The sequence below is a fragment of the Nostoc sp. DedQUE04 genome, from assembly GCF_034530995.1.
In the GTDB taxonomy this organism is placed as follows: Bacteria; Cyanobacteriota; Cyanobacteriia; order Cyanobacteriales; family Nostocaceae; genus Nostoc.
Genome location: NZ_JAVRCA010000001.1, coordinates 11,994 through 35,361, shown reverse-complemented (window position 1 = coordinate 35,361; position 23,368 = coordinate 11,994). Strand labels below are relative to the sequence as shown.

Sequence of the window (23,368 nt, the reverse complement as noted above, 5' to 3'; positions counted from 1 at the left end):
CAAGGCAGGGAGAGGTTCATCGAACTCACGTTAGATTAATCACGAGCTGGTCGCGTCACCACACCACCAACAAAAGCCCCTAAGATAGTTCCTGTCCATAGCCCTGTTGTGCTACCTTGCCATATTGCTCCTGGTGTAATCCAAGCGTTGCACATCTCCTTTAAACCCCAAGGTTGGTTTTGACACTTTTGGCTATGCAGCATCATGGTAATTTGCCCACTAGTGTAAGCACCAAAAAAACCTGATGACAGCGCCAAGAAAGTGCAAATTAAAATTCTGTTTTTTGTCATTTGTCATTTGTCATTGGTCATTGGTCATTATGCCCCATGCCCAATCAACCTGTATTTCTCATTCCAGCAGCAATCCCATTAATAGTTAACAATGCTCCTCGCAGTAACTCGCCTTTGCTGTAACGAGAATGAATTACTCCAGAAGTAGCAGTAGTATTTTGGGACTGCCGTAGACGCTTAAGTAGTGAAACTTGAATAAATCCCAAGGGGACAATTGTCCCATTCCGTAACTGCACAGATCGTTGCAATACCGGATCGCCATCTAAGAGTCGATTGTGATCGGTGATTTTTAACACCAAATCCCTTGTCAGATAGAACTCGCTAGCAATTTGGTCAAAAACCTTGGCAAAACGAAGTTGATCTTCTGGTTTTGAGAGTTCTTGGACGTAGTGATGTGCCATTTGCATATCTACTTTTGCCAAAGTCATCTCGGCCTTAGAAATCACCATCTTGAAAAAGGGCCACTTAACGTAAAAGTAGCGCAGTAATTTCAAGTGTTCTTCTGGTTCTGCGTTCAGGAATTCTTGTAAGGCTGTACCAACGCCATACCAGGAAGGAAGTAAAAAGCGGGTTTGCGTCCAGCTAAATACCCAAGGAATAGCTCGCAGACTGCTTAAATCTTTTTTACCAGATGGACGACGGGCGGGACGGGAACTAATTTGCAGTTGACTAATTTCTTCAATGGGGGTTACTTCGTGGAAGAAATCAACAAAATCAGGCTGTTCGTAGATTAAAGCTCGATAATGTTGACGCGATCGCGCTGCTAATTCTTCCATAATCTCATTCCAGGGTTCAATATCATCAAACCCTGTCCGCAAGAGGCTAGCTTGAATCACAGCCGTGGTGATGGTTTCCATGTGATACAAAGCCAAGTCCAACAAGGAATATTTGGAAGCTAAAACTTCTCCTTGTTCGGTAATCTTGATTCGCCCATTGATACTATGACCTGGTTGAGCCAAAATCGCTTCGTAAGCAGGGCCCCCACCTCGTCCCACAGAACCGCCACGTCCGTGGAAAATTCGCAAATTTAGATCGTAGTTTTCTGCTATTTGTTGCAGTGATTTTTGAGCTTTATGAATTTCCCAGTTGCTACTTAAAAAACCAGAGTCTTTGTTGCTGTCAGAATACCCCAGCATTACTTCTTGTAAGTTGGGGGTGATGGAGGAGGCAGGGGAGCAGGGGAGCAGGGGGGCAGGGGAGGCAGGGGGGGCAGGAGAGGGTGAATTTTCATCTGCACCTTCTGTTTTTGTCTGTTCGTAACCACCGGCTAATAAAGCGCGATATAACGGCAGTTCAAACAGTTTCCGCATGACGCTTCTGGAGCGTTGTAAATCTTCTACTGTCTCAAAAAGGGGGATAACTTGAATAGTTCCGACGGCAATGGCGGGGTCAAAAAGTCTGGCTTCTTTAGCTAAAAGCAATACTTCCAGCACGTCACTCACGTCGCGGCACATACTGATAATGTAAGTTTGGCAGATGTTCAGACCAAATTCTTGTTGGAGCGATCGCACGACGCGAAAGGTTTCAATTACATCGTTGGTTTTTTCGGAAAATGGCAATTCTGCGGGAATTAATGGCCTGCGAGTTTGCAGTTCGCCTGTAAGCCAAGCAACTTTTTGCTCCTCGGATAGTTCGTTGTAAGGTTGGGGTAATATTTGCAGGTATTCCAGAATCTCATTGAGCGCATCGGCGTGGCGGGACGATTCTTGGCGGATATCTAACTGTGTCAAGTTAAAGCCAAAAATTTCTACCTGACAAATCAGATTTTCTAATTCTCGACAACTTAAACCTGTTTCTGTTAAGTTGCGCTGAATCATCCGCAGTTCTGCTAAAAAATCGGCACCCGAACGATATAGGGGACTGTCTTGATTTGTTGGCGTTTCCCGATTGTACAAAGCGAGATTGCGATCGCGAGTATTTTCCAGCCGTTTCAGTACGTAAGCCAGTTTGAGCCGATAAGGTTCTTGTCGATAACGCAGTGCCAGTGCATCGTAGACTTCACTCAATTGGGACTGATCCAATTCTAGAGATTCCAGTAAGTCTGGTAAAACATCACTCCAGTGCATCGACACACTCAACAATTCAATCAGATTTTTCACTGACTGAATATATCTCCCGATCACCATTTTGCGCTGATAGCAAGCTGTTTTCCAGGTGATTTCAGGTGTGACTGATGGGTTTCCATCTCTGTCTGAGCCTACCCATGAGCCAAAAGAGCAAAAGTTTTTACTCGGTGGTTCAAGCCAAGGAAAGGTATTGGATAGAGCGTGTTTGAAACGTTTATACAGTTGGGGAATGCCATCAAATAAAACTTCTTGGAAGTAGTGCAGGGCATAATCTACTTCATCTAGCACTGTGGGTTTGAACTGGTGAAGTTCATCTGTACGCCACCACAGGCGAATCTCTTCGAGCAATTGTTCGCGGACATCTACTGCTTCCCAAGGATATGCTCCTGGCGTACTCCCAGAGTGATTTTCCAAGGTATCCAGTTTTTGCAAAAGTTGTACCACCTGTCGCTGCTTATCCCGGATGGTATGACGAACAATTTCCGTCGGATGCGCTGTAAAAACTAACCGCACATCCAGATGTGCAATTAGACGTTGAATTTGCTGGGGTGGTACATTCAGTTTGAATAAATAGGGAAACAAGGCAGCAAAAGTACCTTTTGGTTTGACTTGCGCCTTTTCGAGATAATTCTTTTTCAGGAAGGCTGCTGCTATTCCCTTGCTAACAGGCGCATCATCTTCTCTTTGATTGGAGGAATAGTTAACATTAGACGGTGTTTCCGGCTCCATAGCCTCTGTTTCTGCTTCATAACGACTCAATTGCTGCCGTTGTTCGTATTCCTGCTCTATGATGTTAATCAGCTGAAAATACAGAGCGAAAGCACGAGCCGCGCGAATTGCTTCGTTGATATTTAGTTGTTCAATTAATTTTACGGCTGAGGATGCTTGGTCATTTGTTGCTTGTCCCTCTGGCGAACATAGATCGCGCAACTCACCCAACAAGTCTACCATATTTTGACCGCATTCTTGCCGGAGAACTGACTCCCACAATTCTTCCACTACCTGGAGACGATGACGCAAAAATAATTCCGACACCGGGTATATATCAGCAGTTTGAGACGAAGAGTATAAAAGGGAACCCATATTCTCTATTCTTGTAAAGCTAATTACTGTTTACGGTTCTAGGTTTTGCACTTAATGCTCGCTGGGTTGTTCCTGAGCAAATAATTATTTGGTGTATATCTTCTCATCTTGATTGATTTCGCGTTCATCTGGGAAATCTAAATTGGGTAGGCGATCGCCTCGAAATAATTCTTCACTAGCTTCTCCTATGGCTTCTAGTGCTCTTACTGTAGTTTTTCCAGTAATCAGCAGCAGTAATATAGACGCTGTACCTATTTGTAAAAGGAACGATTGAGGAATGGGAAACAAATCCAGATTGGATGCGGGTTTAGGTGAAGACTGTTGGTTGGTAGGAGGCATTGCTAATTTTTGGTTATGGGAATTATGAGTAAAAAGCAGTTAGGAGTTAGGAGTTCAGAGTTAGGAGTTAGGATGACTCCAACGATAAAGGAATGGAGTTGAAATGAGATAAGCTGATTATTTGTTTAGCCGATCCGGGACATTAGCGTAGTCGGACACAAATCCGGCTTTAAAGGACAAGTCATCAGCCAGTCATATAGAATTATTCTGACTCCTAGCTCCTGGCTCCTAACTTTTAACTCCTAACTCCTAACTCCTAACTTCTGATTTCTGACTCCCTATTAGTAAAATAAACGCAAAACTCAACATTAGTCAGACTTGCAACCTATACAAGACTATCTTGTCCGATTTTGTGAGCTACGAAGGTAACAAAATTGTTAAAAAAAAACGTCAGAGTGTGATAAACCTATGGTTCTAGTTTACAAGTGCAGGCACTATCCCCCAACCATCGCTGACTGTAAAGTTAACTGAGCATGAAAACAGTAGTACCAGATCGCCAGCAATCCTTAGTGCAATGGGTAAGCCAAGCAACAGGGATCAACACTTTCGGAGTGAAAGTCCGGTTGCGGGGAAATGACCTTCATATTCTTTGTGAAGGTACAGAATGTCCGCAGCGTTGGCGTACTTTGTCTGATTTGCTGCAAGCACTACAGCAAACAAACTTAGATATCCTCACAAACAGCGAACAAACCTCAATATATCAAGTATTTGTCTATGGCCGCAGAAAAGGGGAGCAGCGTCCCTCGTGGTGCCATCGGGTTCACTTGAATCAAATAGATAAGCATCTCGATCAGGTGCAACAAGCGCTGCTAGCAGACTCGGAAAAATTAAAACAATCGGGTGGGGCGCTAATTGTCTCTAACGAAAGTTTGGCACGCCAAGGGAATCCAGAAGCGATCGCTCGATATTTAAGCGAAACTCTAAGTACGCTAGGTGTATCAGTACAGGTAAAGATTAAGCCATATAAGCCCAAGAATTCTCAGCCAGAAGAAAATCGCCTGTGGATATTTTGCCAGTCGAGCTATAGCCCTGATGCATCGTTGCTTGCCGAACCAATAGCACAAAAGTTGCGTTATCTCAAGCTTTCCGGGTACCAAGATGCTGTAATTGTTTCTCAGGTGAGCGGCGAAACTGCTCCTGATTGGCTGCTGCGGGTGGATTTGACACCACCAGAGGTGATGCTGAAAGAGTGGGCGCGTTGGGGAGATGTCCAAGCGATCGCTCGATTATTAGCTGAAGTTCTATCAGGATTAAAAGTTGGTGTGCAAGTTTCTTTGAAAGAATCAACGCTACATATTTTTTGTATCCCAGCTTTCGATCCTTTAGGAACTGCCCCGATCCCAGACAAGGTAGCGTGCTTAGAGGCGATTTTACCGCAACTAGAAGCGATCGCTCCTCAAGCCATTCTCGCCGCCACCGTATACGGACAAAAAGCAGGCGACAAAGAACCCACTTGGATTGATTGGTTGAGTTTACCCGCAGCAAACTATCCCGCTTTTGCCATATCACCACTTGATTTGGCAAATACTGGTGATGAACCAGCGATGGTATTTTTACTAGAGCGTTTACTCAACCCTGATTTGGATTGGCGACTATTGACAGGTGGAATTCGCGTACTTCTACTGAACAAAAATGGTTTATTGCACATTATGTGTGATGCACCTGTTTGTCCACAGCGACAACAAGTAGCAAGTAAAATTACGCAGTTTATCCGCCAGTTAAAAATTTCCGGTATTATTATGGGAGTACGTATCTACGGTCGCCGTGCTGGGAATAAAGAACCTTTTTGGCATTATGGCGTCGATCTTGAACATCGCCAACGTTTAGTACCAGAAGCAACCCCAGAATTTGCTGCTACTTCTATATACATTGACGATTTAGTAACATCTGAGACTAGTGAACCAATTTTGCGCCCAGACTTAACGACAGAAGAAGTTCAAAATTTTGTAACCGAAGTAGCGCGAGATTGGATAGCAACGGCGAGTTCAACTGCGAGAAAATTCCTGTTGAAAAGCCAGCTATTTACCGAAAGCAACGAGTCAGCAGAACGTAACCATGATGTTCAAGGAATTAAAATTGCTCTAGTTTGGGGAACACTGGGATTATTGCTCACCCTCCAAACTGATTGGGTATTGGGTCGAATTATTGCACGCAATACGCCCAGTTCACCAAAAGTAGCTAGTGCCACCCTGCCATCTTCATCTTCCGAGCAAAAGGCATCTTTGACATCTGGAAAAAATCAGAGTGAGAAAACGACATTTTTTAGCAGCACTTCCAAGACAAAATCTCCTCCAAATCAGAGTTCTGTATTTAATGCTTCGGAATTTACCCAGAGTGATGATACCCCAAAAAATAATTTGGCAGCCGCACCACTGAAGGAAAAAGCAACCGCAACAGCTATTCTTTTAGCAGCGCGATCGCAGATGCCAAGTTTTAATGTTAGGCAGTTAGACGAGCAACTAGCACTGTATAAACAGCGTTTGGCTAGAACTGGTAGTCCGCCAGATGTGTTGATTATTGGCTCCTCGCGCGCCCTCAGAGGAGTAGATCCCGCAGCACTTTCTAAAGCTTTAGCAACTCAAGGCTATCCAAATCTTGACGTGTTTAACTTCGGAATCAACGGTGCTACGGCACAAGTTGTAGACTTTGTGATTCGTCACGTTTTGGAACCATCAGAACTACCCAAAATAATTATCTGGGCAGATGGGGCGCGTGCTTTCAATGGTGGACGCGAGGATATTACCTTTAAATCACTTGCGGCATCCGTTGGTTATAAGCAAGCATTCCAAAAAACAGCAACCACTGCAAATAGCAATGATTTACCAGAGAATATAGTAAATTCGGAAGAACAAAAAACAAACGAAGAAAAACAAGAGATTAGTACTTATGAAGCCGTCAATCAGTCATTAAATCAGGCTCTAGCCTCTGTTTCTGCTAGCTATCAAAACCGCGATCAAATTAAAAGTTTACTGCAAAAACAACTGCTCTTATTTGGTAAGAATCAAACAGTTGCATCACAAAAACAGTTGACAGACGGTACTTCAGATGAAAGTATTTCCCAACAAGCGGTTGACTTTGATGGCTTTCTACCCTTGTCTATTCGTTTTAATCCCGCGAGATACTATCAAAAACATTCCAGAGTTCCCGGAAATTATGACAACGACTATAAATCTTTCCAAGTAGAAGGACAGCAAGATACTGCTTTTCAAGAAGTGCTTCAGTTTACCCAGTCTCAGAAAATCTCCTTAGTATTTGTCAATATGCCTTTGACGGCAGATTATTTAGATCCAGTGCGTAAACAATATGAGCAACAATTTCAGCAATATATGTTGCGTTTGGCTACTAATCCCAACTTTATTTATCGTGATTTAAGCCAACAGTGGCCAAAAGTAAATGATTTCTTTTCCGATCCTAGCCACCTTAATCGATTTGGTGCATACGAAGTATCGAAAAAGCTAGCTAACGATCCGATGATTCCTTGGCCAGTGAAGTAGGGAGTGGGAGTGAGGGAGTAGAAAGCAGAAAGCAGGGGGCAGGCGAGAATAACTAATGACCAATGACCAATGACAAATGACAAATAACAAATGACAAACGACAAATGACTAAAAAATGAACTTTATCTCAATTTTCTATGGGCTGTTCTTATTGAGTGTGTTAGGAATTTACTGGTCTTTAGCACAACATAAATTGCGATTGTGGACGCTGCTAATTGCTAGTTTGGTTTTTTACTCCTCTTTGCACATCCAATACATACCATTACTATTAGCATTGACGTTTATCAATTTCCGTATAGGACTGAAAATTGGTAACAACACATCACCAGGGAAACATTCTCTTGACTGGCAAATTTCTAACGAAGAGTGGCAATTTGCTCAAGTTGATTGGAATCGCCGCCGTTTAAAGGTTTTGTGGGTGGGTATAATTCTAAATGTTTTTCTGCTATTAGCTTTTAAGTATTTTACCCCTTTATTCAAATTTGTTTTTCATGTTCAAACAAACTCACCAGATAGCTCTTTTAAATTAATTGCACCCTTGGGAATTTCATTTTTCACCTTTGAATGTATTGCTTATTTAATAGATGTCTATCGCGGTGCCCCTGCTACTGATAATTTTCTCAAATTTGCTACGTACAAATTATTCTTCGCCAAACTAATTTCAGGGCCAATTACGCGCTACCACAACTTAGCAAATCAATTCAATACATTAGAATTACCCAATACTAATAGAGTAGCCCAAGCGCTGTGGTTGATTGCTAGGGGCGCAGTCAAAAAAGGTATTTTTGCAGACCACTTGGGAATTTTTGTAGATTTATGTTTCGGTAATTTGCAACGGGCCGGTAGTACGGATCTCTGGTTAGCTACATTTGCTTATGGGTTGCAGTTATATCTAGATTTCAACGGTTACGTAGACATTGCCCGTGGTAGTGCTATGCTTTTCGGTTTAGTTCTACCTGAAAATTTCGACTTTCCTTATTTCAGCACCAATATTTCTGAATTTTGGCGGCGCTGGCACATGACTCTGGGTGATTGGTTACGTAACTATGTCTACTTTCCGTTGGGTGGTTCCCGTCGCGGTTTAGTCCGTACCTGCTGGAATTTATTTATTGTGATGCTAATTGCTGGTATCTGGCACGGTGCTGCTTTGGGTTATGTCGTTTGGGGTATACTCCACGGATTAGCTTTGGTGGTTCATCGACTTACAGATTCTATAAGCGATCGCTTTGAAACTTTAGAACAATTCTGGCAAAATCCTCTGGGTATCTTTGTCGCTTGGTTCTTAACTCAAATGATGGTTTTTACCTCTTGGATTTGGTTCCGTCTACCTAATCTCCAAGACTCTTCTTTGGTAATTCGCCATCTTTGGGGTTATCCGGCTGACGCCCAGTTTGCTGAAAAGGTCTATGTCGAAGCCTTAAATATGAGCCAATCCCAACTCACTTGGGTACTTCTAGGTTTAGCTGCGCTTATGGCTGTGGTCTATGCATTCAATCGAATGCTGAAGTTAGAGTTTAACTGGCCCCTTAAGCTTGTCTTCGTCCCCTTATGTTTTTACGCTGTTTGGTTATTAGCTCCTGAAGGCAGTTTGCCTTATATCTACTTTGATTTTTAACTGAACCATCAGACAATATAGAACTTAATATCTTGTTACAAATCAACAAGACTTAAAATGTTTTTCATCGACTAATTGTAAAGAAGTGTAAAGGTAAATAACTAGGCGATCGCTTCATTGAAAGTGGTAGCTAGTTGATTGTTGAAATGGCTTAAAAAGCCTGAATCTATTACTTTTATTTTGATTATTTCATAGAAGGAAAACTTTACAGATCGATGAGCTTGTTAAAGAATTACGTTACAGAATATTAAGCCAAAGATCCCGTCAAAGTAAATTCATGTAGACTGTATTTCAACAGGCGAAAATAAATCCGCTTGTTGCATATTTAACAACCCATAGCACTTATAAAACCATGACCACAACCTTACAACGGCGCTCCGACGCTAATGTATGGGATCGCTTCTGCGAGTGGATCACCAGCACTGACAACCGTATATATATCGGTTGGTTTGGTGTACTCATGATCCCAACCCTGCTAGCTGCTACAACCTGCTTCGTAATTGCCTTCATCGCTGCTCCTCCTGTGGACATCGACGGCATCCGCGAACCAGTTGCAGGTTCTTTGATTTACGGAAACAACATCATCTCTGGTGCAGTTGTTCCTTCTTCAAACGCAATCGGCTTGCACTTCTACCCGATCTGGGAAGCAGCTTCTCTTGATGAGTGGTTGTACAACGGCGGCCCTTACCAATTGGTAATTTTACACTTCTTGATCGGTTGCGCTGCCTACCTTGGTCGTCAGTGGGAACTTTCTTACCGCTTAGGTATGCGTCCTTGGATCTGCGTAGCTTACAGCGCACCTCTGGCTTCCGCTACCGCAGTATTCTTGATCTACCCAATTGGTCAAGGTTCATTCTCTGATGGTATGCCTTTGGGTATCTCTGGAACCTTCAACTTCATGATTGTGTTCCAAGCAGAACACAACATCTTGATGCACCCCTTCCACATGTTAGGTGTGGCTGGTGTATTCGGCGGTTCATTGTTCTCAGCAATGCACGGTTCTCTAGTAACTTCTTCCTTGGTTCGTGAAACAACCGAAACCGAGTCCCTTAACTACGGTTACAAATTCGGTCAAGAAGAAGAAACCTACAACATCGTTGCAGCCCACGGCTACTTCGGTCGTTTAATCTTCCAATACGCTTCCTTCAACAACAGCCGTTCACTGCACTTCTTCTTAGCAGCTTGGCCTGTCGTCGGTATCTGGTTCACCGCTTTAGGTATCAGCACGATGGCATTCAACTTGAACGGTTTCAACTTCAACCAATCAATCATTGACTCCCAAGGTCGCGTCATCAGCACCTGGGCAGATGTAATCAACCGCGCTAACCTGGGTATGGAAGTAATGCACGAGCGTAACGCTCACAACTTCCCCCTAGACTTAGCTGCTGGTGAAATTACTCCTGTCGCTCTGACTGCTCCTGCTATCAACGGTTAATTCTGAAGATTTAGCTAAATAAAAAGCGCCTCCACAAATGGGGGCGCTTTTTAGTTGTAATTATTTTAAAGATTAAAAGTAAAGTCTTTCCAGGTTTGTGGTTAGCTGTCACCTCACTAATCATAGGAGATATGACAAAAGTTTTAGCAGTACTGCAACAAGGGTTAAATTCAAAAAAACACGCTGAGCTTGTTGAGCGTTTAGCTTAATAAAATTTAAAAATAATGTCTTGAAAAATAAAAATTACTAATGTAAAACGTGATATTAGGAGCCGGGAAATTTTTCCCTTTTTTCAGACAGTCTCCCTTGGGAAATTAGTTAACAGCATTTTTGGTGTGAGGTAATTCCAGAGAGTCCCGGCTATTAGGGAGAAGGTATTTGGCGAAGTCTTTGAAAACAGCTTAATTCTCAATTCTTAAAATTGGGAAAGTTTGTTGTCACCGATTTATCAATAACACAGTTATGACCACAACTTTAGGAAGAAGCGAAAGCGGCAACCTGTGGGATCGTTTCTGTCAATGGATTACTAGCACCGACAATCGGCTTTATATTGGCTGGTTCGGCGTTTTAATGATTCCTACCCTATTAACCGCTACCATCTGTTTCATTATTGCCTTTATTGCTGCACCACCCGTTGATATTGACGGCATTCGGGAGCCAGTTTCTGGTTCTTTATTATACGGCAATAACATCATCACTGGTGCTGTTGTACCTACATCTAATGCAATTGGTTTGCATTTCTACCCAATTTGGGAAGCTGCTTCAATGGATGAATGGCTCTACAACGGCGGCCCTTATCAACTCATTGTCTTGCACTTCTTGATTGGTATCTTTTGCTGGCTCGGTCGGCAATGGGAGTTAAGCTATCGTTTGGGGATGCGTCCCTGGATTTGCGTTGCTTACTCTGCGCCTGTAGCTGCTGCGACTTCGGTTTTCTTAATTTATCCAATTGGTCAAGGTAGCTTTTCTGACGGGATGCCTCTGGGCATTAGCGGCACGTTTAACTTCATGTTCGTATTCCAAGCCGAGCATAACATCCTCATGCACCCATTTCATCAACTAGGTGTAGCGGCGGTGTTCGGTGGTTCCCTGTTCTGCGCGATGCACGGTTCTTTGGTGACTTCTTCTTTAGTTAGAGAAACGACTGAAAGTGAATCTCAAAACTACGGATACAAGTTTGGTCAAGAACAAGAAACCTATAGCATTGTAGCGGCTCATGGTTACTTTGGGCGTTTAATCTGGCAATATGCCAGCTTTAACAACTCGCGTTCCTTGCACTTTTTCTTGGCTGCTTGGCCTGTAGTTGGGATCTGGTTAACGGCATTGGGCATCAGTACGATGGCGTTCAACCTCAACGGGTTTAACTTTAACCAGTCAATTCTTGACTCTAAAGGTCATGTAGTTAATACATGGGCAGATGTGCTAAACCGCGCCAATTTGGGTATAGAAGTGATGCACGAGCGCAATGCTCACAACTTCCCCCTGGATTTAGCGGCTGGTGAGGCAGTCCCTCTGGCTTTGCAAGCGCCTGTAATTTATAGCTAATACTTAAGTCTTAGCTAAATCAAAACCGCTCTCTGGAAACAGGGGGCGTTTTTTAATATGTCTAAACAGATACTTAAAAATTAGCGATCTTATATTTACTTAAATTTCTGCTCTTTTGGTACAAGATATCCTCTATACTCAAAAATATTTTTAATTACGCCATATATACTTAAAAACTTCAGAAAGCATGAAGATTACTATGAAACTCGGTTTCTTTGCTCATATACTGAGTACCATTGCGATCGCACTTGGCTCTACTGCCTCTCTAGTTCAACCTGGCTATACGCAGAGTAATAAGTTTTACTGTGGTATGAGTGCAGGTGTTCCCTCAACACTAGTTCGGACTTCTAGAGGAAATATCCCAGTAATTCGCTGGGTTGACAATGCTTTTCCTCCACCTTGGACTCCCCAACAGCGCTGCGAAGAGATATCTGCAAGATTCCAACGTTTCTACGACAATGGGACGCTAAATTTCCTCAGAGCTGGAAAACTCAGCAATCAACCTGTATTGTGTGTTGCCAGTTACAAGGGTGGTTCTTGTTTGCCGAACGGAGTCTTAGTTACCCTAAAAGTTGGTACTAATGCTCCTTTGACACTGCAAAGGTTATTGGATCGCCAAGGTTCGGGTGGCGGCAGAGCAATTAACCTTAGCGGTGGCGAGAGTAAAGAATTGTTCTCCTACTCTGAAGAGGCGGCCTACCTGGATGTAGCCAAGTTCATATCTCGGATAGAAAGTTCGGGGAGAGGCGAATCCTGTCCAGCAGGAAAACCAGCTTGGGAATGTTGAGTAAATCGCAATCTAAACGAATATGGATTGGCGCTTAATGATGCTGATTACCTGTATTGGCAGTTTATCTATTTCACCGCTAGGCTCAAAACCAAATGTTAAGGTTTTAGATGCACAAAACCTAACCCAAGACTCTGCCAAGCAAGTACAACAGCTAGCTGAGTTGATCGCGGTCAAAGTATTATCAAAAGACTTCTTGGGATCGGGGATTCTGATTCAAAGAAAAGGGTCAGTTTATCAGGTGCTAACCAATGCTCACGTACTCCGGTCGGGGAACCCACCTTATCAGATTCAGACCCCTGATGGCCGAATCTATGAGGCTAATTTGTCCAAGATCAGCGATCGCTCTGTTCCTTCCTATTTCAATGGTAACGATTTAGCTGTCTTACAGTTTCGCAGTCCCAAGATTAACTATCAAGTTGCATCTCTCGGTCATGCATCAACTTTGAGTGTCGGCAATGAAGTTTTTGCTGCTGGATTTCCCTTTGATAGCCAAGGTATTCAAGATACCGGGTTTGTTTTCCGCAAAGGTAAAGTTTCTCTAGTACTAGACAAAGCCTTGGAAGGCGGCTATCGGATTGGATATACCAATGATATTGTCAAAGGTATGAGTGGAGGTCCACTGCTGAATCGTGCCGGTCAGGTCGTGGCTATCAATGGGAGACACGCTGAACCTCTTTGGGGTGAGCCATATTTATATCAAGATGGAACACAGCCCGAACCACCCCTGCTCAAACAAATGAGTAAGTATAGCTGGGGTATTCCGATTGAAGAGTTTATGCAGATGGGATCACCATCATTTACAAATAATTATTCTGATACAAATATTCAGGTAGAGGTGAGGCGATGAATTTTGCTCGTAGTCTTCCAGCAATACTTGTTGGTGCAGCTGTAGTGTTGATAAAACCTCAAGTTGCCTTATCTTTAACTCCGGTAGAGGTCAACAATATTGCTCAAACAGTTACCGTTCGCATTGATGGAGACGGTATTGGTTCTGGAGTAATTTTTGAACGTAAAGGTGAAACTTACTTTGTCCTCACCAATCGACATGTAGTGTCTAGAGATGGAAGATATGAGATTCATACCCAAGATGGCGGTAAGTATCCGGTTTACTACAGCAAAGAATTGCCGGGATTAGATTTGGCGGTGTTGCAATTCAATAGTAATAAAAGTTACCCCATCGCTAGTTTAGGCAACTCTGACCAAATTAGAGAAGGCATGACGGTTTATGTGGTAGGTTGGGCAGACCGATTACCAGGCATTGATGAACGCAGTTATCAATTTACTAATGGCAGCATTCGCAGTCGCCTGAAAAACCCAGATGAAGGCTATGCCTTGGTCTACAATAATGAGGCGATTCCGGGGATGAGTGGCGGCCCAGTATTAGACGAGAATGGACGTTTAGTAGGGATTAATGGACGAGCTACAGAACCAGAAGAGAAGACAGGTACAGTTTTAAGGTTGGGAATTCCGATTAATACCTTTTTGGCAGCCAGAAATAATGTACAACCAGTAACCGCGAGTTCGCCAACTTCCGCACCAAAACCAGGTGTGAAACCCAATATAGCTACATCTGGACAATCAAATACAACAGAAAAACCAACGCCGAAACGACAACAAACTGCTGAAGACTTCATCAGCTTGGGGGGGGCTAAAGCCGATAAAAAAGATTATCGAGGAGCGATCGCTAATTACAACCAAGCCCTACAAATTAATCCCAACAATCCTGATGCTTACTTCCGACGAGGTGCAGCCTACAATGAACTCAAAGATTACCCAACAGCTTTTAAAGACTTTGAGCAGGTAATTCGCCTCACTCCTAAAAATGCAATTGCTTATGCCTACCGAGGTTATGTCCGCGCTCAACTAAAAGACTATCAGGGTGCCCTTGCTGATGGTGAAAAAGCCATTAGCCTCAACGACGATCCCAAATCTCGTACTTCTGGCGTTGCCTACGTTGTCCTGGGTGTTGCTCATTTAGGTTTAAATGACTATCAAAAAGCGATCGCCGATGTTGACCAAGTAATACAGCGACTTCCCAACAATCCTGATGCTTACAATCTCCGGGGTCTGTTACGCGTGGTGCTGAAAGACTATAAACTAGCGATCGCCGATTATAACAAGGCACTGAGTTTTTCTGAGTACTCCGGCATTGGGATTCAGTTCAACAACAAACAAAATCAGGGGCTATTAATTGAACAGGTTAACGATAACTCTCCAGCCTCGAAAGTCGGGGTGAAAGTTGGCGATCGGATTTTGGCAATTGACGGCAAACCCACTCTCAAGATCAAACTGGACGATGCCTCCAACTTGCTGCGCGGTCAGGAGGGTAGTCAAGTCACGTTGCGAATAAAACGCCAAGGTAGAAATGACTTTGACCTCAAGCTGAACCGGATATTAATTAGCGATCCCGAAGCTGCAGAAATCTATCAAAACCGTGCCATTGCCCGCGCTGGGTTGGAAGATAAACAAGGAGCGATCGCGGATTTGCAAAAAGCCGCAGATTTGTACGAAAGGCAAGGAAAAAAAGCAGAGTCCGAAACTGCACTAAACTCTCTCAGAAAACTACAAAATATTGCATCAACTTCACAACCAACTACCCCATCAAACCAAGCAGATCCTCAGACAATTATCGCCACTGCCAACGAAGCAATTGTTCGAAATCCTAAAGATGCTAATGCCTACACTAGGAGGGCAGCTGGGCGCTATCAGCAAGGGGACAAACAAAAAGCATTGGAGGATTTAAACCAAGCCACTCGCTTCAATCCTAAACATTCCCTAGCTTGGTTTTTGCGCGGTGGCATATTACAGGAATTGGGACGAAACGAAGAAGCGATTACTGCCTACAGCAGCGCACTTGAAGCTAATAGTGAATGGGGTAGCGCCAAAATTGCTGATTTGTATTTCAGCCGAGCAAACCTTTACTCCGATCGCGGAGACTATCGACGAGCGATTGCAGATTATAACGAAGTACTTCGCCTGAATCCCAAAAGTGCTGTAGCTTATGCTTTGCGAGGTCTAGCCTACCAGCGTCAGGGAAAAACTAAGGCAGCGATCTCGGACTTCAACCAAGCAGCACGGGTAGATCCGAATAATGCCATTGCTTATTTTGCGCGGGGTTTGAGCTACCATATCCAGGAAGACTATCAAGGGGCACTTGCTGCTTATGAAAAAGCAACTGTCCAGGATGCTAAATTATTAGCAGCTGTTAACAACCTGGGGTTAATCAAATATGAACTCCAAGATATTGAAGGAGCCATCCGTCAGTTTCGGGCTTCTATTGACATTGACAGTAAATCTGCCGAACCTCAACTAGCCTTAGCAACAGCATTATATGTTAAAGGCGATCGCGAACAAGCTCTAGAATTGGCACAAGCTGCTCTACGCTTAGACAAAAGGTTTGCTGATTTAGAGTTTCTTAAGAAAAATATTTGGGGCGATCGTATCTTGGCAGACGTACAAAAGCTGCTACAGAATCCAAAAATTCAAGCCTTATAATATCGTCGGTAAAGAGTGGATCACAGTGCTGAGTTAGGACAGACGCGATTAATCGCGTCTGTACAGGAGTTAGGGGTTAAAAATTTTCTACCCTTGCTCCCCTGCTTACACTCTGTGCCCTTTCAGTAAATTAGTTAATTTCTAATGAATCAATCATTTGTTCAGCAGTTTTTAATAAATCATCATATTGACTTTCTTCTGCTGCATAAGTAATTATGTAGGCTTTATTGTTGCTTAAAGTCCAAACTGCTTTTCGTTTTACAGTATATTTATCTTCTTTACCTGAATAAACTACTTCATGCGCTGGGCGATTTGCTAGTTGAGTTAAACGTGATTTATCAATTTTTGCATCTGCAAGAAATTGCGTTATTTCATTAACTTTTGAGCTAGTATATTCATCCAATAAAATAGGTTCTTTTAAATCTTCAATTTCTACAGTCAAGTTGCTTAGATAAGGTTTTTCTACATTTTTTTGAGGTGATAAAAATCTAGCTACATCTGTTGTGGTTGTATTATATTGTTCTATTTCTTTGATTGACCAAGTTTTAGGATATTTTATTTTAATTCCATAAGTAAGATTTTCGTAAATCAAGGAGTTTGTTACAAGTGATGGCTCTTGTGAGGTTGAGCTAAATATTTGTTGTAATTTTGGAATCACCAGCACTGTCATAGAAAATATGATAGTTAACACCGTCAAAGTTAGGGCGGTTTTTTTAGTTTTTGACCACTGTTTATTATTTATCGTTAAGTTTGTCAGTGCTTGTAAAGCTGTAGGTGCTGACTGGTAGCGTTGACCAAAATGGTATCTCACCATTCGATCTAAAATGTCTGCTAGTTGAGGATTGACTTGGACTTGGTTACGCCAAATAAATTCTAATGTTTTCGGGTCAATTGGTAGTTTGAGAGGGAAAATACCAGTCAGTGCTTGAATTCCAATCATTCCCACAGCGTAAATATCGCTGCAAAGTTGTGGCTGTCCGTTATATTGTTCGCTAGGCATATAACCAGGAGTGCCAACAGCCACTGTTCTTCCCTGATTATTAGCCATCAAGGTGCTGATTTCTTTTACTGCCCCAAAGTCAATCAAAAAAAGCTTGCCATCAGCAGCACGTCTGATTAAATTGGCAGGTTTGATATCGCGGTGAATAACATTCTGCTGATGGACAAACTCTAATATTTTCAATATGTCCCGTAAAAAAGCAATTACTTTCTCTTGATTCCATTGTTGACCAGGTTTTAATTCTGTGCTTAGATCATCACCCTGTACATATTCTTGAACTAAATAAAATTCTTGATTTTCTTCAAAGTGAGCCAAAAGTCGGGGTATTTGCTCGTGGTTGCCTAACCTATAAAGAACATCCGCTTCCGTATCGAATAACCGCATTGCTTGTTGCAAAGCTTGCGGGTTAGTCAATTGAGGCTTAAACTGCTTGACAACGCAATAAGGATTGCGAGGTAAATCCATATCTTCAGCCAGATAAGTTTCCCCAAACCCTCCTTGTCCCAATTTTCTGACGATTTTGTAGCGTCCTCGGAGCATTGTTCCTAGCATTAAATTCACCTAGGCTCTTGTTATATATCACTCATCGAATGATTGATACTGATTTTCTCACAGAATTTAACATAGAGTCCAAAATTACAAGCTTTAGTCAGTTAAAGGGTGTATGATCAGGAACAAAAATAGGTTCTAGGTTAGAGTTGTAAGAGATTATTTTCTAAAAATATTGTGTGCTTTTGATTACATTTAATAAATTGTTACTCGTTATATATGTGTAAAATATTCATTTTAGATTTCCAGCAGATTTTTACTAAGCAATTCAATATAAAATCTAAAACTTAAAATCCAAAATCAACATGGCAGACCTAACTCCTAATTCTAGTTTTAGTTTGACACTGCGCTTGCAAATTCCCAATCGTGTAGGGATGTTGGCGTCGATAACACATGCGATCGCAACTTGTGGCGGTAATCTCGGTCAAATCGATTTAATCGAGCAAACCCGCAAAGAGTCCACCCGCGATCTGACTGTGGATGCTGCTAGTACTGAACACGCTGAAACCATTGTGCAAGCAATCAAGGTGTTGCCAGATATCAAGTTACTCAGTGTTTACGATCGCACCTTTAATTTGCATCGCGGTGGCAAAATCAGCATTAGCAGTAGAATTCCCCTGAAGAGTGTTTCCGATTTAGCAATGGCTTACACGCCCGGAGTCGGTCGAATTTGTACTGCGATCGCTCAAGATCCAGAGGAAGTTTATAAGTTAACCATCAAACAAAACACTGTTGCCATTGTTACCGATGGTAGTGCCGTTTTGGGTTTGGGAAATCTTGGCCCAGCTGCCGCCCTACCAGTTATGGAAGGCAAAGCAATGTTATTCAAGGAATTTGCTGGGCTGGATGCTTTTCCCATTTGTCTCGCTACCCAAGATACAGAAGAAATTATCCAGGCAGTTAAGAATATTGCGCCGGTGTTTGGGGGCGTGAATTTAGAGGATATTGCTGCACCTCGCTGCTTTGAAATTGAAAAGAGATTACGCCAAGAATTAGATATCCCCGTTTTTCACGACGATCAGCACGGTACAGCAATTGTCACCTTGGCTGCGTTATTTAATTCTTTGAAACTCGTACATAAATCCTTAGCAGAAATCAAGATCGTGATTAACGGTGCTGGGGCGGCGGGAGTGGCGATCGCTCGGTTACTGCGTAAAGCTGGGGCAGAAAAAATCTGGATGTGCGACTCTAAAGGGATTCTCTCTACCAGTCGCAGCGATTTGACAGAAGAAAAACTCGAATTTGCTGTGAAAGGTCAGGGTACATTAGCAGGTGCAATGCAAGGAGCAGATGTGTTTATTGGTGTCAGCGCACCAGGAGTTTTGACACCAGAAATGGTGCAATCGATGGCGAAAGATCCAATTATCTTTGCAATGGCAAATCCGATTCCAGAGATTCAGCCAGAATTAATCAGTAAAGATGTGGCTGTCATCGCGACCGGTCGTAGCGATTACCCAAATCAAATCAATAATGTCCTCGCTTTTCCTGGGGTATTCCGTGGTGCTTTAGATTGTCGGGCACAGACAATTACCATCAAAATGTACCTAGAAGCTGCAAGTGCGATCGCCTCTTTAGTTAAGCCTTCAGACTTAAATCGGGAACACATTATTCCTTCAGTCTTTGATGAGCGTGTTGTCACTGCTGTTGCTGCTGCTGTGCAACGTGCCGCGCGGGAAGAAGGCATCGCGCGAAATTAATTAATTAAGGGATTTCCAAATAAAAAAATATTCAATTATTGATTGTAGGGTGGCAACATGAGCGCCCAGTTTATATGGCGCTCATGTTGCCCACCCCACAAGATTGGATAGTTTATTTCTTGGATTTCCCTAAAATAATCACTTTCATGGGATGGGCGTATCGCCTGTCCCTGAACTTTTAGGCTGCAATCTATTTGCGCTATCAACTGATGTTAAACAGATAAGAATTGATGCATGATTGGTGATTAGATGAGTTGGGCTACCAATTTAGGAGCAAAGTAACACATCTAAAACACCATCATGTCAACTGTTTGCAATGAAGTACCAAGTTGGGGACGAGTTTTTACAAGAACTACCACTGATTTTAGCGGGGCCAATCCTCAAACATACTGAGCCAGAGTCTGTGACAGTATGGATGGCACTGAAACAGTCTTGTCAGGTAGAACTTAAGATTTATGACACAACAAATGATGGTGAAACACTAGGAAATTGCTTATTGGAGGGAGAACGCTCTACCTTTGCTCTGGGTAAGTATCTTCATGTAGTTGCCATCACCGCTCGGTCTACAATTGGACATTGCCTAACTGGAGGTCACATCTATGCATACGACCTCCAGTTTACTGTTGCTGACCAAACCCTGCAAATGCAACAAGCATTATGTTCAAACTCCTCTCCTCCAGTCAACATCAGCTACTTCGCTCATCAAAAACCAACCTTTGCTCTACCGCCAAACCGTTTTCAAGATTTGCAAATTGTCCATGCTTCCTGCCGTAAACCTCATGGGCATGGGTTTGATGCACTGCCAATTCTCGACAGTATGATTCAGGCATCAGCAAATCAACCCCAGCACCGACCTCACCAGCTGTTTCTCACAGGAGATCAAATTTATGGAGATGATGTAGCAGAACCATCTCTGTGGGTTGCAACTACTCTTGGTGATGCCCTCTTGGGTTGGGAAGAACGACTTCCGGTGAATGGAGTGTACTGCACTCCCCAGCAACTACCCCCTGGAGAACGGGCTGATGCTGCGACAAATCAAGCTGGTTTGACGGCAGGACTACATAACAAAGCAGAGAAAGTCAACAGTCATCTTTTCAGTCTGGGTGAATATTACGCTACTTATTTACTCGCTTGGTCGCCAGTGTGCTGGCCGACAACATTTCCCAAAGGGCAGCAAGTAATGCGCGATCGCCATGCTATCAAAGACTGGAATCGCGCAGTCAAGCATTTGCGACAATTCATCTACACCCTTTGGAAAGTGCGCCGCGCCCTTGCCAATATCCCCATGTACACCATCTTTGATGACCATGATGTTACTGATGACTGGAATTTAAACCAAGCTTGGTGTTTGCGCGTGCTGGGGCAACCATTAGGGCGAAGAATAGTCCAAAATGCATTGTTAGCCTATACAGTATTTCAAGGTTGGGGCAATACACCAGAGCAATTTGCAGAAGGAAAATCAGGTGAAAAGCTGTTGGCGGCTGCACAAGCTTGGTCAGCTTCTCAAGGAAGAGATGCAAAGGCTAATCAGGCGATCGCTCGTTATCTAGGTATGCCAGCCAACGACCCCCACACAGGTTTACCTATTTTAGTCCGAGACGGCGCAGTATTTATTCTGGATCGAGATCCGGAAGCGCTGACTTGGCATTACATAGTGAGAAGCGATTGCCATGAAGTAATTGTGCTAGATACCCGTACATGGCGGGGTTATCCAGCCGATCAAAAACCAATTGCGCCGCCGATGCTGTTGTGTCCAAAGGCTTTTGAGCAACAACTACTTTTGCCTTTACAACAAGTAACTGAACAAACTCAGATTAAAACTACATTTGTGATTGCGCCCACAAATGTTTTTGGATTACAAGTGATTGATTGGATTCATCATTGGCACTTAAACCAGGAGAAAGTTTTTTCAACAGATGTTGGAGATGCCTGGAATATCAATGTTGAAGCACTGGCGAAATTCCTAACTACTTTGTTTGAGGAACGTCAACAAGTCGTGATTCTATCTGGGGATATTCACTACAGTTCTGTTGCTCACTTATCTTATGCACGCACCCATTCCAAATTACAATCTGTCTTGATACAGCTAACCGCTAGTGCATTGAAGAATGAAGAGATGTTGACGCGGCTGATTCATACACGATTGAAAGATTGGCTGCTACCAGAACAGGTACGACATTGGATGATCGGCTGGATAAAGCCACCCAATATGGTAGAAATTTCCGAGAAACAATTACACCATAATTCTCAGCTGCTGAATGACCCTGACTGGCATTGTGTACTGGAGTGGATACCTAGAAACAGCGTTCAGACTTCTACTTACACAGCAGATATATTATCATTGATAGCTCCTTGGAAACGAGCCGAAAATGCTAAATGGAAATGGTTACAACCTCTGATTTTTTGGAAGTCTCGTTGGTTTCAGGAGGGACGAGAAGTAGTTGGATTGAATAATTTAGCTTTGGTTCACTTTGAGTTAGCAGATGAGAGTAATTATTGCAAAGTTATGCAAGATTTATACTGGTTTTCTTGTTGGTATCCAACCCAAATTGTTTACAGCCGTTTTGAGAGCCAGTTAACGCCCAATCAGTCTTTATTACGATGATCGGTGTTGCTATGTGAATGGAAAGTTTAGTTGTATATGTGGGCACTCTAGACTGGAGAAACTTACTGGAGAGTGATTTCTATGTCTACGACCCTAATTAGTGCAACATTGGCACAAACAGACAGAGATGCTGTGTTGCAAGCGATTAGCCCCATTAAAGAAAAGTTACCATTTTTGGTTGATTTGAGTGCCGACGATCGCCAGACTTTACCCAAGATGGGAGATAAAAGTCGGGCGTTTGTAAGCATTGCATTAGAGGTGGCCGCGCAAAATCCAGAGTTCTTACCGCGATCGTTTGACTTGGATGAAATGCGAAAGGATGTGCAATTATTTGAAGCGTTGTATCCGGTGTTATTGTCCTTGACACAATTGCAAGAACTCGTAGATGATACTTCTTTGGCAGTCGGTAGTGAAGCTTATGCAGCCGCGTTGCAGGTGTATAACTATGCCAAAGCCAGTGGACAAGGGGCGGGTTTAGATACAGTGGTCGCAGAAATGGGAAAACGATTTACTCGTAAACCTGTAAAATCCAAGTCTCAAAAAGCAGCGTTGTAGAAAATAGCTCAGTACTTGCACTTAAAAGATGCAACGTTGAAGCTCAGAATTTGGATGTTGGAGTTAAAAGCACAACATTTCGAGTTCTGAGCTTCTTTTTTTTAGTTCAAAGGCTCAACGTTCAAGCAAAAAGGTGCAACTTCCGAGTTCAAAGGTGCAACGTTCCAGCAAAAAGGTGCAACATTCGAGTTCAAAGGCTCAACGTTCCAGCAAAAAGGTGCAACGTTCGAGTTCAAAGGTGCAACGTTCGAGTTCAGAGGCTCAACGTTCGAGTAAAAAGGTGCATATAACCTATATATTACCCCCCTTTTTAAGGGGGGCAGGGGGGATCAAAACTATAAACTATGACCAAAAACCTCAATAATAGCGATTTTCATCTACCCTACAATCCAAAGCTTGTGGAAAGAGCAAAAGAACTTCGCAAAAATATGACTCCAGCAGAAAAGAAGCTTTGGTATGGATATCTAAGAACCTTTCAATTTCGCGTTTTAAAACAACGGACGATTAATCATTTCATCGTTGATTTCTACTGTCCCATTTTAAAAGTAGTGATAGAAATTGATGGAGATAGTCATTTTACAGATCGAGGTCAAGATTATGACATGGAGAGAACTCATATTTTGGAAGGCTATGATTTAAAGGTTCTCAGGTTTACAAATAGCCAAGTTTTAAATCAGTTTGATAGTGTGTGTGAGCAGATACAGGGTTTGATCCCCCCTAACCCCCCTTAAAAAGGGGGGAAATCGTAGTTTAGTTTTTTTACAGCAGCGATCGCCTTTCAACCCTCATCATCTAACCTCAGAACTTGAA

15 protein-coding genes are annotated in these 23,368 nt (G+C 42.8%); 11 read left to right on the top strand and 4 right to left on the bottom strand.

Going from position 1 to position 23,368, the window contains the following annotated elements:
- Window positions 1–35: 35 nt before the first annotated feature.
- The 3 genes from RM049_RS00140 to RM049_RS00130 all read right to left on the bottom strand — a co-directional run bounded on the left by RM049_RS00140 (window position 36) and on the right by RM049_RS00130 (window position 3,778).
- Window positions 36–290: a hypothetical protein gene (locus RM049_RS00140; protein WP_322702747.1), complete on the bottom strand. Its 255-nt coding sequence runs from the start codon at window positions 288–290 to the stop codon at window positions 36–38.
- A 44-nt stretch (window positions 291–334) separates the two neighbouring features.
- Window positions 335–3,439, bottom strand: a complete 3,105-nt coding sequence (locus RM049_RS00135) for a phosphoenolpyruvate carboxylase (protein ID WP_322702746.1) — start codon at window positions 3,437–3,439, stop codon at window positions 335–337.
- An 84-nt stretch (window positions 3,440–3,523) separates the two neighbouring features.
- Window positions 3,524–3,778 (bottom strand): hypothetical protein, encoded by a 255-nt coding sequence (locus RM049_RS00130; protein WP_322682203.1) that lies wholly within the window; start codon window positions 3,776–3,778, stop codon window positions 3,524–3,526.
- A 473-nt stretch (window positions 3,779–4,251) separates the two neighbouring features.
- Here RM049_RS00130 and RM049_RS00125 point away from each other — a divergent pair, with 473 nt between their 5' ends.
- The 7 genes from RM049_RS00125 (at window position 4,252) to RM049_RS00090 (ending at window position 16,152) form a co-directional block, all read left to right on the top strand.
- On the top strand, window positions 4,252–7,272 hold the full coding sequence (locus RM049_RS00125) for a DUF1574 family protein (protein ID WP_322702745.1): 3,021 nt from the start codon (window positions 4,252–4,254) through the stop codon (window positions 7,270–7,272).
- A 115-nt stretch (window positions 7,273–7,387) separates the two neighbouring features.
- On the top strand, window positions 7,388–8,887 hold the full coding sequence (locus RM049_RS00120) for an MBOAT family protein (protein WP_322702744.1): 1,500 nt from the start codon (window positions 7,388–7,390) through the stop codon (window positions 8,885–8,887).
- 352 nt (window positions 8,888–9,239) lie between these two features.
- Window positions 9,240–10,322 carry a photosystem II q(b) protein gene (psbA, locus tag RM049_RS00115; RefSeq protein ID WP_322702743.1) on the top strand — a complete coding sequence of 361 codons (1,083 nt, stop codon included), beginning with the start codon at window positions 9,240–9,242 and terminating at the stop codon, window positions 10,320–10,322.
- Between the two features lie 462 nt (window positions 10,323–10,784).
- Window positions 10,785–11,867 carry a photosystem II q(b) protein gene (gene psbA, locus RM049_RS00105; protein ID WP_322702742.1) on the top strand — a complete coding sequence of 361 codons (1,083 nt, stop codon included), beginning with the start codon at window positions 10,785–10,787 and terminating at the stop codon, window positions 11,865–11,867.
- A 199-nt stretch (window positions 11,868–12,066) separates the two neighbouring features.
- Entirely contained in the window at window positions 12,067–12,654 is a 588-nt protein-coding gene (locus RM049_RS00100) for a COP23 domain-containing protein (RefSeq protein ID WP_322702741.1), read from the top strand.
- Between the two features lie 22 nt (window positions 12,655–12,676).
- Window positions 12,677–13,504, top strand: coding sequence for a serine protease (locus RM049_RS00095; protein ID WP_322702740.1), 828 nt, complete (start codon window positions 12,677–12,679; stop codon window positions 13,502–13,504).
- The gene (locus RM049_RS00090) at window positions 13,501–16,152 is read left to right on the top strand and encodes a tetratricopeptide repeat protein (RefSeq protein ID WP_322702739.1); all 2,652 of its coding nucleotides are present in this window, start codon (window positions 13,501–13,503) and stop codon (window positions 16,150–16,152) included. Before RM049_RS00095 ends, RM049_RS00090 begins: the two co-directional genes overlap by 4 nt.
- Before the next feature lie 130 nt (window positions 16,153–16,282).
- On the opposite strand, the gene RM049_RS00085 is transcribed toward RM049_RS00090, so the two are convergent.
- On the bottom strand, window positions 16,283–17,704 hold the full coding sequence (locus tag RM049_RS00085; RefSeq protein ID WP_322702738.1) for a protein kinase domain-containing protein: 1,422 nt from the start codon (window positions 17,702–17,704) through the stop codon (window positions 16,283–16,285).
- Window positions 17,705–18,006: 302 nt separating this feature from the next.
- On the opposite strand from RM049_RS00085, the gene RM049_RS00080 reads away from it, so the two are divergent.
- The 4 genes from RM049_RS00080 (at window position 18,007) to RM049_RS00065 (ending at window position 23,289) form a co-directional block, all read left to right on the top strand.
- On the top strand, window positions 18,007–19,398 hold the full coding sequence (locus tag RM049_RS00080; protein WP_322702737.1) for a malic enzyme-like NAD(P)-binding protein: 1,392 nt from the start codon (window positions 18,007–18,009) through the stop codon (window positions 19,396–19,398).
- 316 nt (window positions 19,399–19,714) lie between these two features.
- Window positions 19,715–22,003 (top strand): PhoD-like phosphatase, encoded by a 2,289-nt coding sequence (locus RM049_RS00075; protein ID WP_322702736.1) that lies wholly within the window; start codon window positions 19,715–19,717, stop codon window positions 22,001–22,003.
- 81 nt (window positions 22,004–22,084) lie between these two features.
- Window positions 22,085–22,558 (top strand): hypothetical protein, encoded by a 474-nt coding sequence (locus tag RM049_RS00070; RefSeq protein WP_322702735.1) that lies wholly within the window; start codon window positions 22,085–22,087, stop codon window positions 22,556–22,558.
- A 344-nt stretch (window positions 22,559–22,902) separates the two neighbouring features.
- A complete protein-coding gene (locus tag RM049_RS00065) occupies window positions 22,903–23,289 on the top strand; it encodes an endonuclease domain-containing protein (RefSeq protein WP_322702734.1) in 387 nt (128 codons plus the stop codon).
- Window positions 23,290–23,368 lie beyond the last annotated feature (79 nt).

Bases quoted from the DNA above. Each gene is read 5' to 3' on its own strand.
- RM049_RS00090 (WP_322702739.1), top strand. From the start codon at position 13,501: ATGAATTTTGCTCGTAGTCTTCCAGCAATACTTGTTGGTGCAGCTGTA.
- RM049_RS00080 (WP_322702737.1), top strand. From the start codon at position 18,007: ATGGCAGACCTAACTCCTAATTCTAGTTTTAGTTTGACACTGCGCTTG.
- RM049_RS00125 (WP_322702745.1), top strand. From the start codon at position 4,252: ATGAAAACAGTAGTACCAGATCGCCAGCAATCCTTAGTGCAATGGGTA.
- psbA (WP_322702742.1), top strand. From the start codon at position 10,785: ATGACCACAACTTTAGGAAGAAGCGAAAGCGGCAACCTGTGGGATCGT.
- RM049_RS00070 (WP_322702735.1), top strand. From the start codon at position 22,085: ATGTCTACGACCCTAATTAGTGCAACATTGGCACAAACAGACAGAGAT.
- RM049_RS00130 (WP_322682203.1), bottom strand. From the start codon at position 3,778: ATGCCTCCTACCAACCAACAGTCTTCACCTAAACCCGCATCCAATCTG.
- RM049_RS00085 (WP_322702738.1), bottom strand. From the start codon at position 17,704: ATGCTAGGAACAATGCTCCGAGGACGCTACAAAATCGTCAGAAAATTG.
- RM049_RS00140 (WP_322702747.1), bottom strand. From the start codon at position 290: ATGACAAAAAACAGAATTTTAATTTGCACTTTCTTGGCGCTGTCATCA.
- RM049_RS00095 (WP_322702740.1), top strand. From the start codon at position 12,677: ATGGATTGGCGCTTAATGATGCTGATTACCTGTATTGGCAGTTTATCT.
- RM049_RS00135 (WP_322702746.1), bottom strand. From the start codon at position 3,439: ATGGGTTCCCTTTTATACTCTTCGTCTCAAACTGCTGATATATACCCG.
- RM049_RS00075 (WP_322702736.1), top strand. From the start codon at position 19,715: ATGAAGTACCAAGTTGGGGACGAGTTTTTACAAGAACTACCACTGATT.
- RM049_RS00120 (WP_322702744.1), top strand. From the start codon at position 7,388: ATGAACTTTATCTCAATTTTCTATGGGCTGTTCTTATTGAGTGTGTTA.
- RM049_RS00100 (WP_322702741.1), top strand. From the start codon at position 12,067: ATGAAACTCGGTTTCTTTGCTCATATACTGAGTACCATTGCGATCGCA.
- psbA (WP_322702743.1), top strand. From the start codon at position 9,240: ATGACCACAACCTTACAACGGCGCTCCGACGCTAATGTATGGGATCGC.
- RM049_RS00065 (WP_322702734.1), top strand. From the start codon at position 22,903: ATGACCAAAAACCTCAATAATAGCGATTTTCATCTACCCTACAATCCA.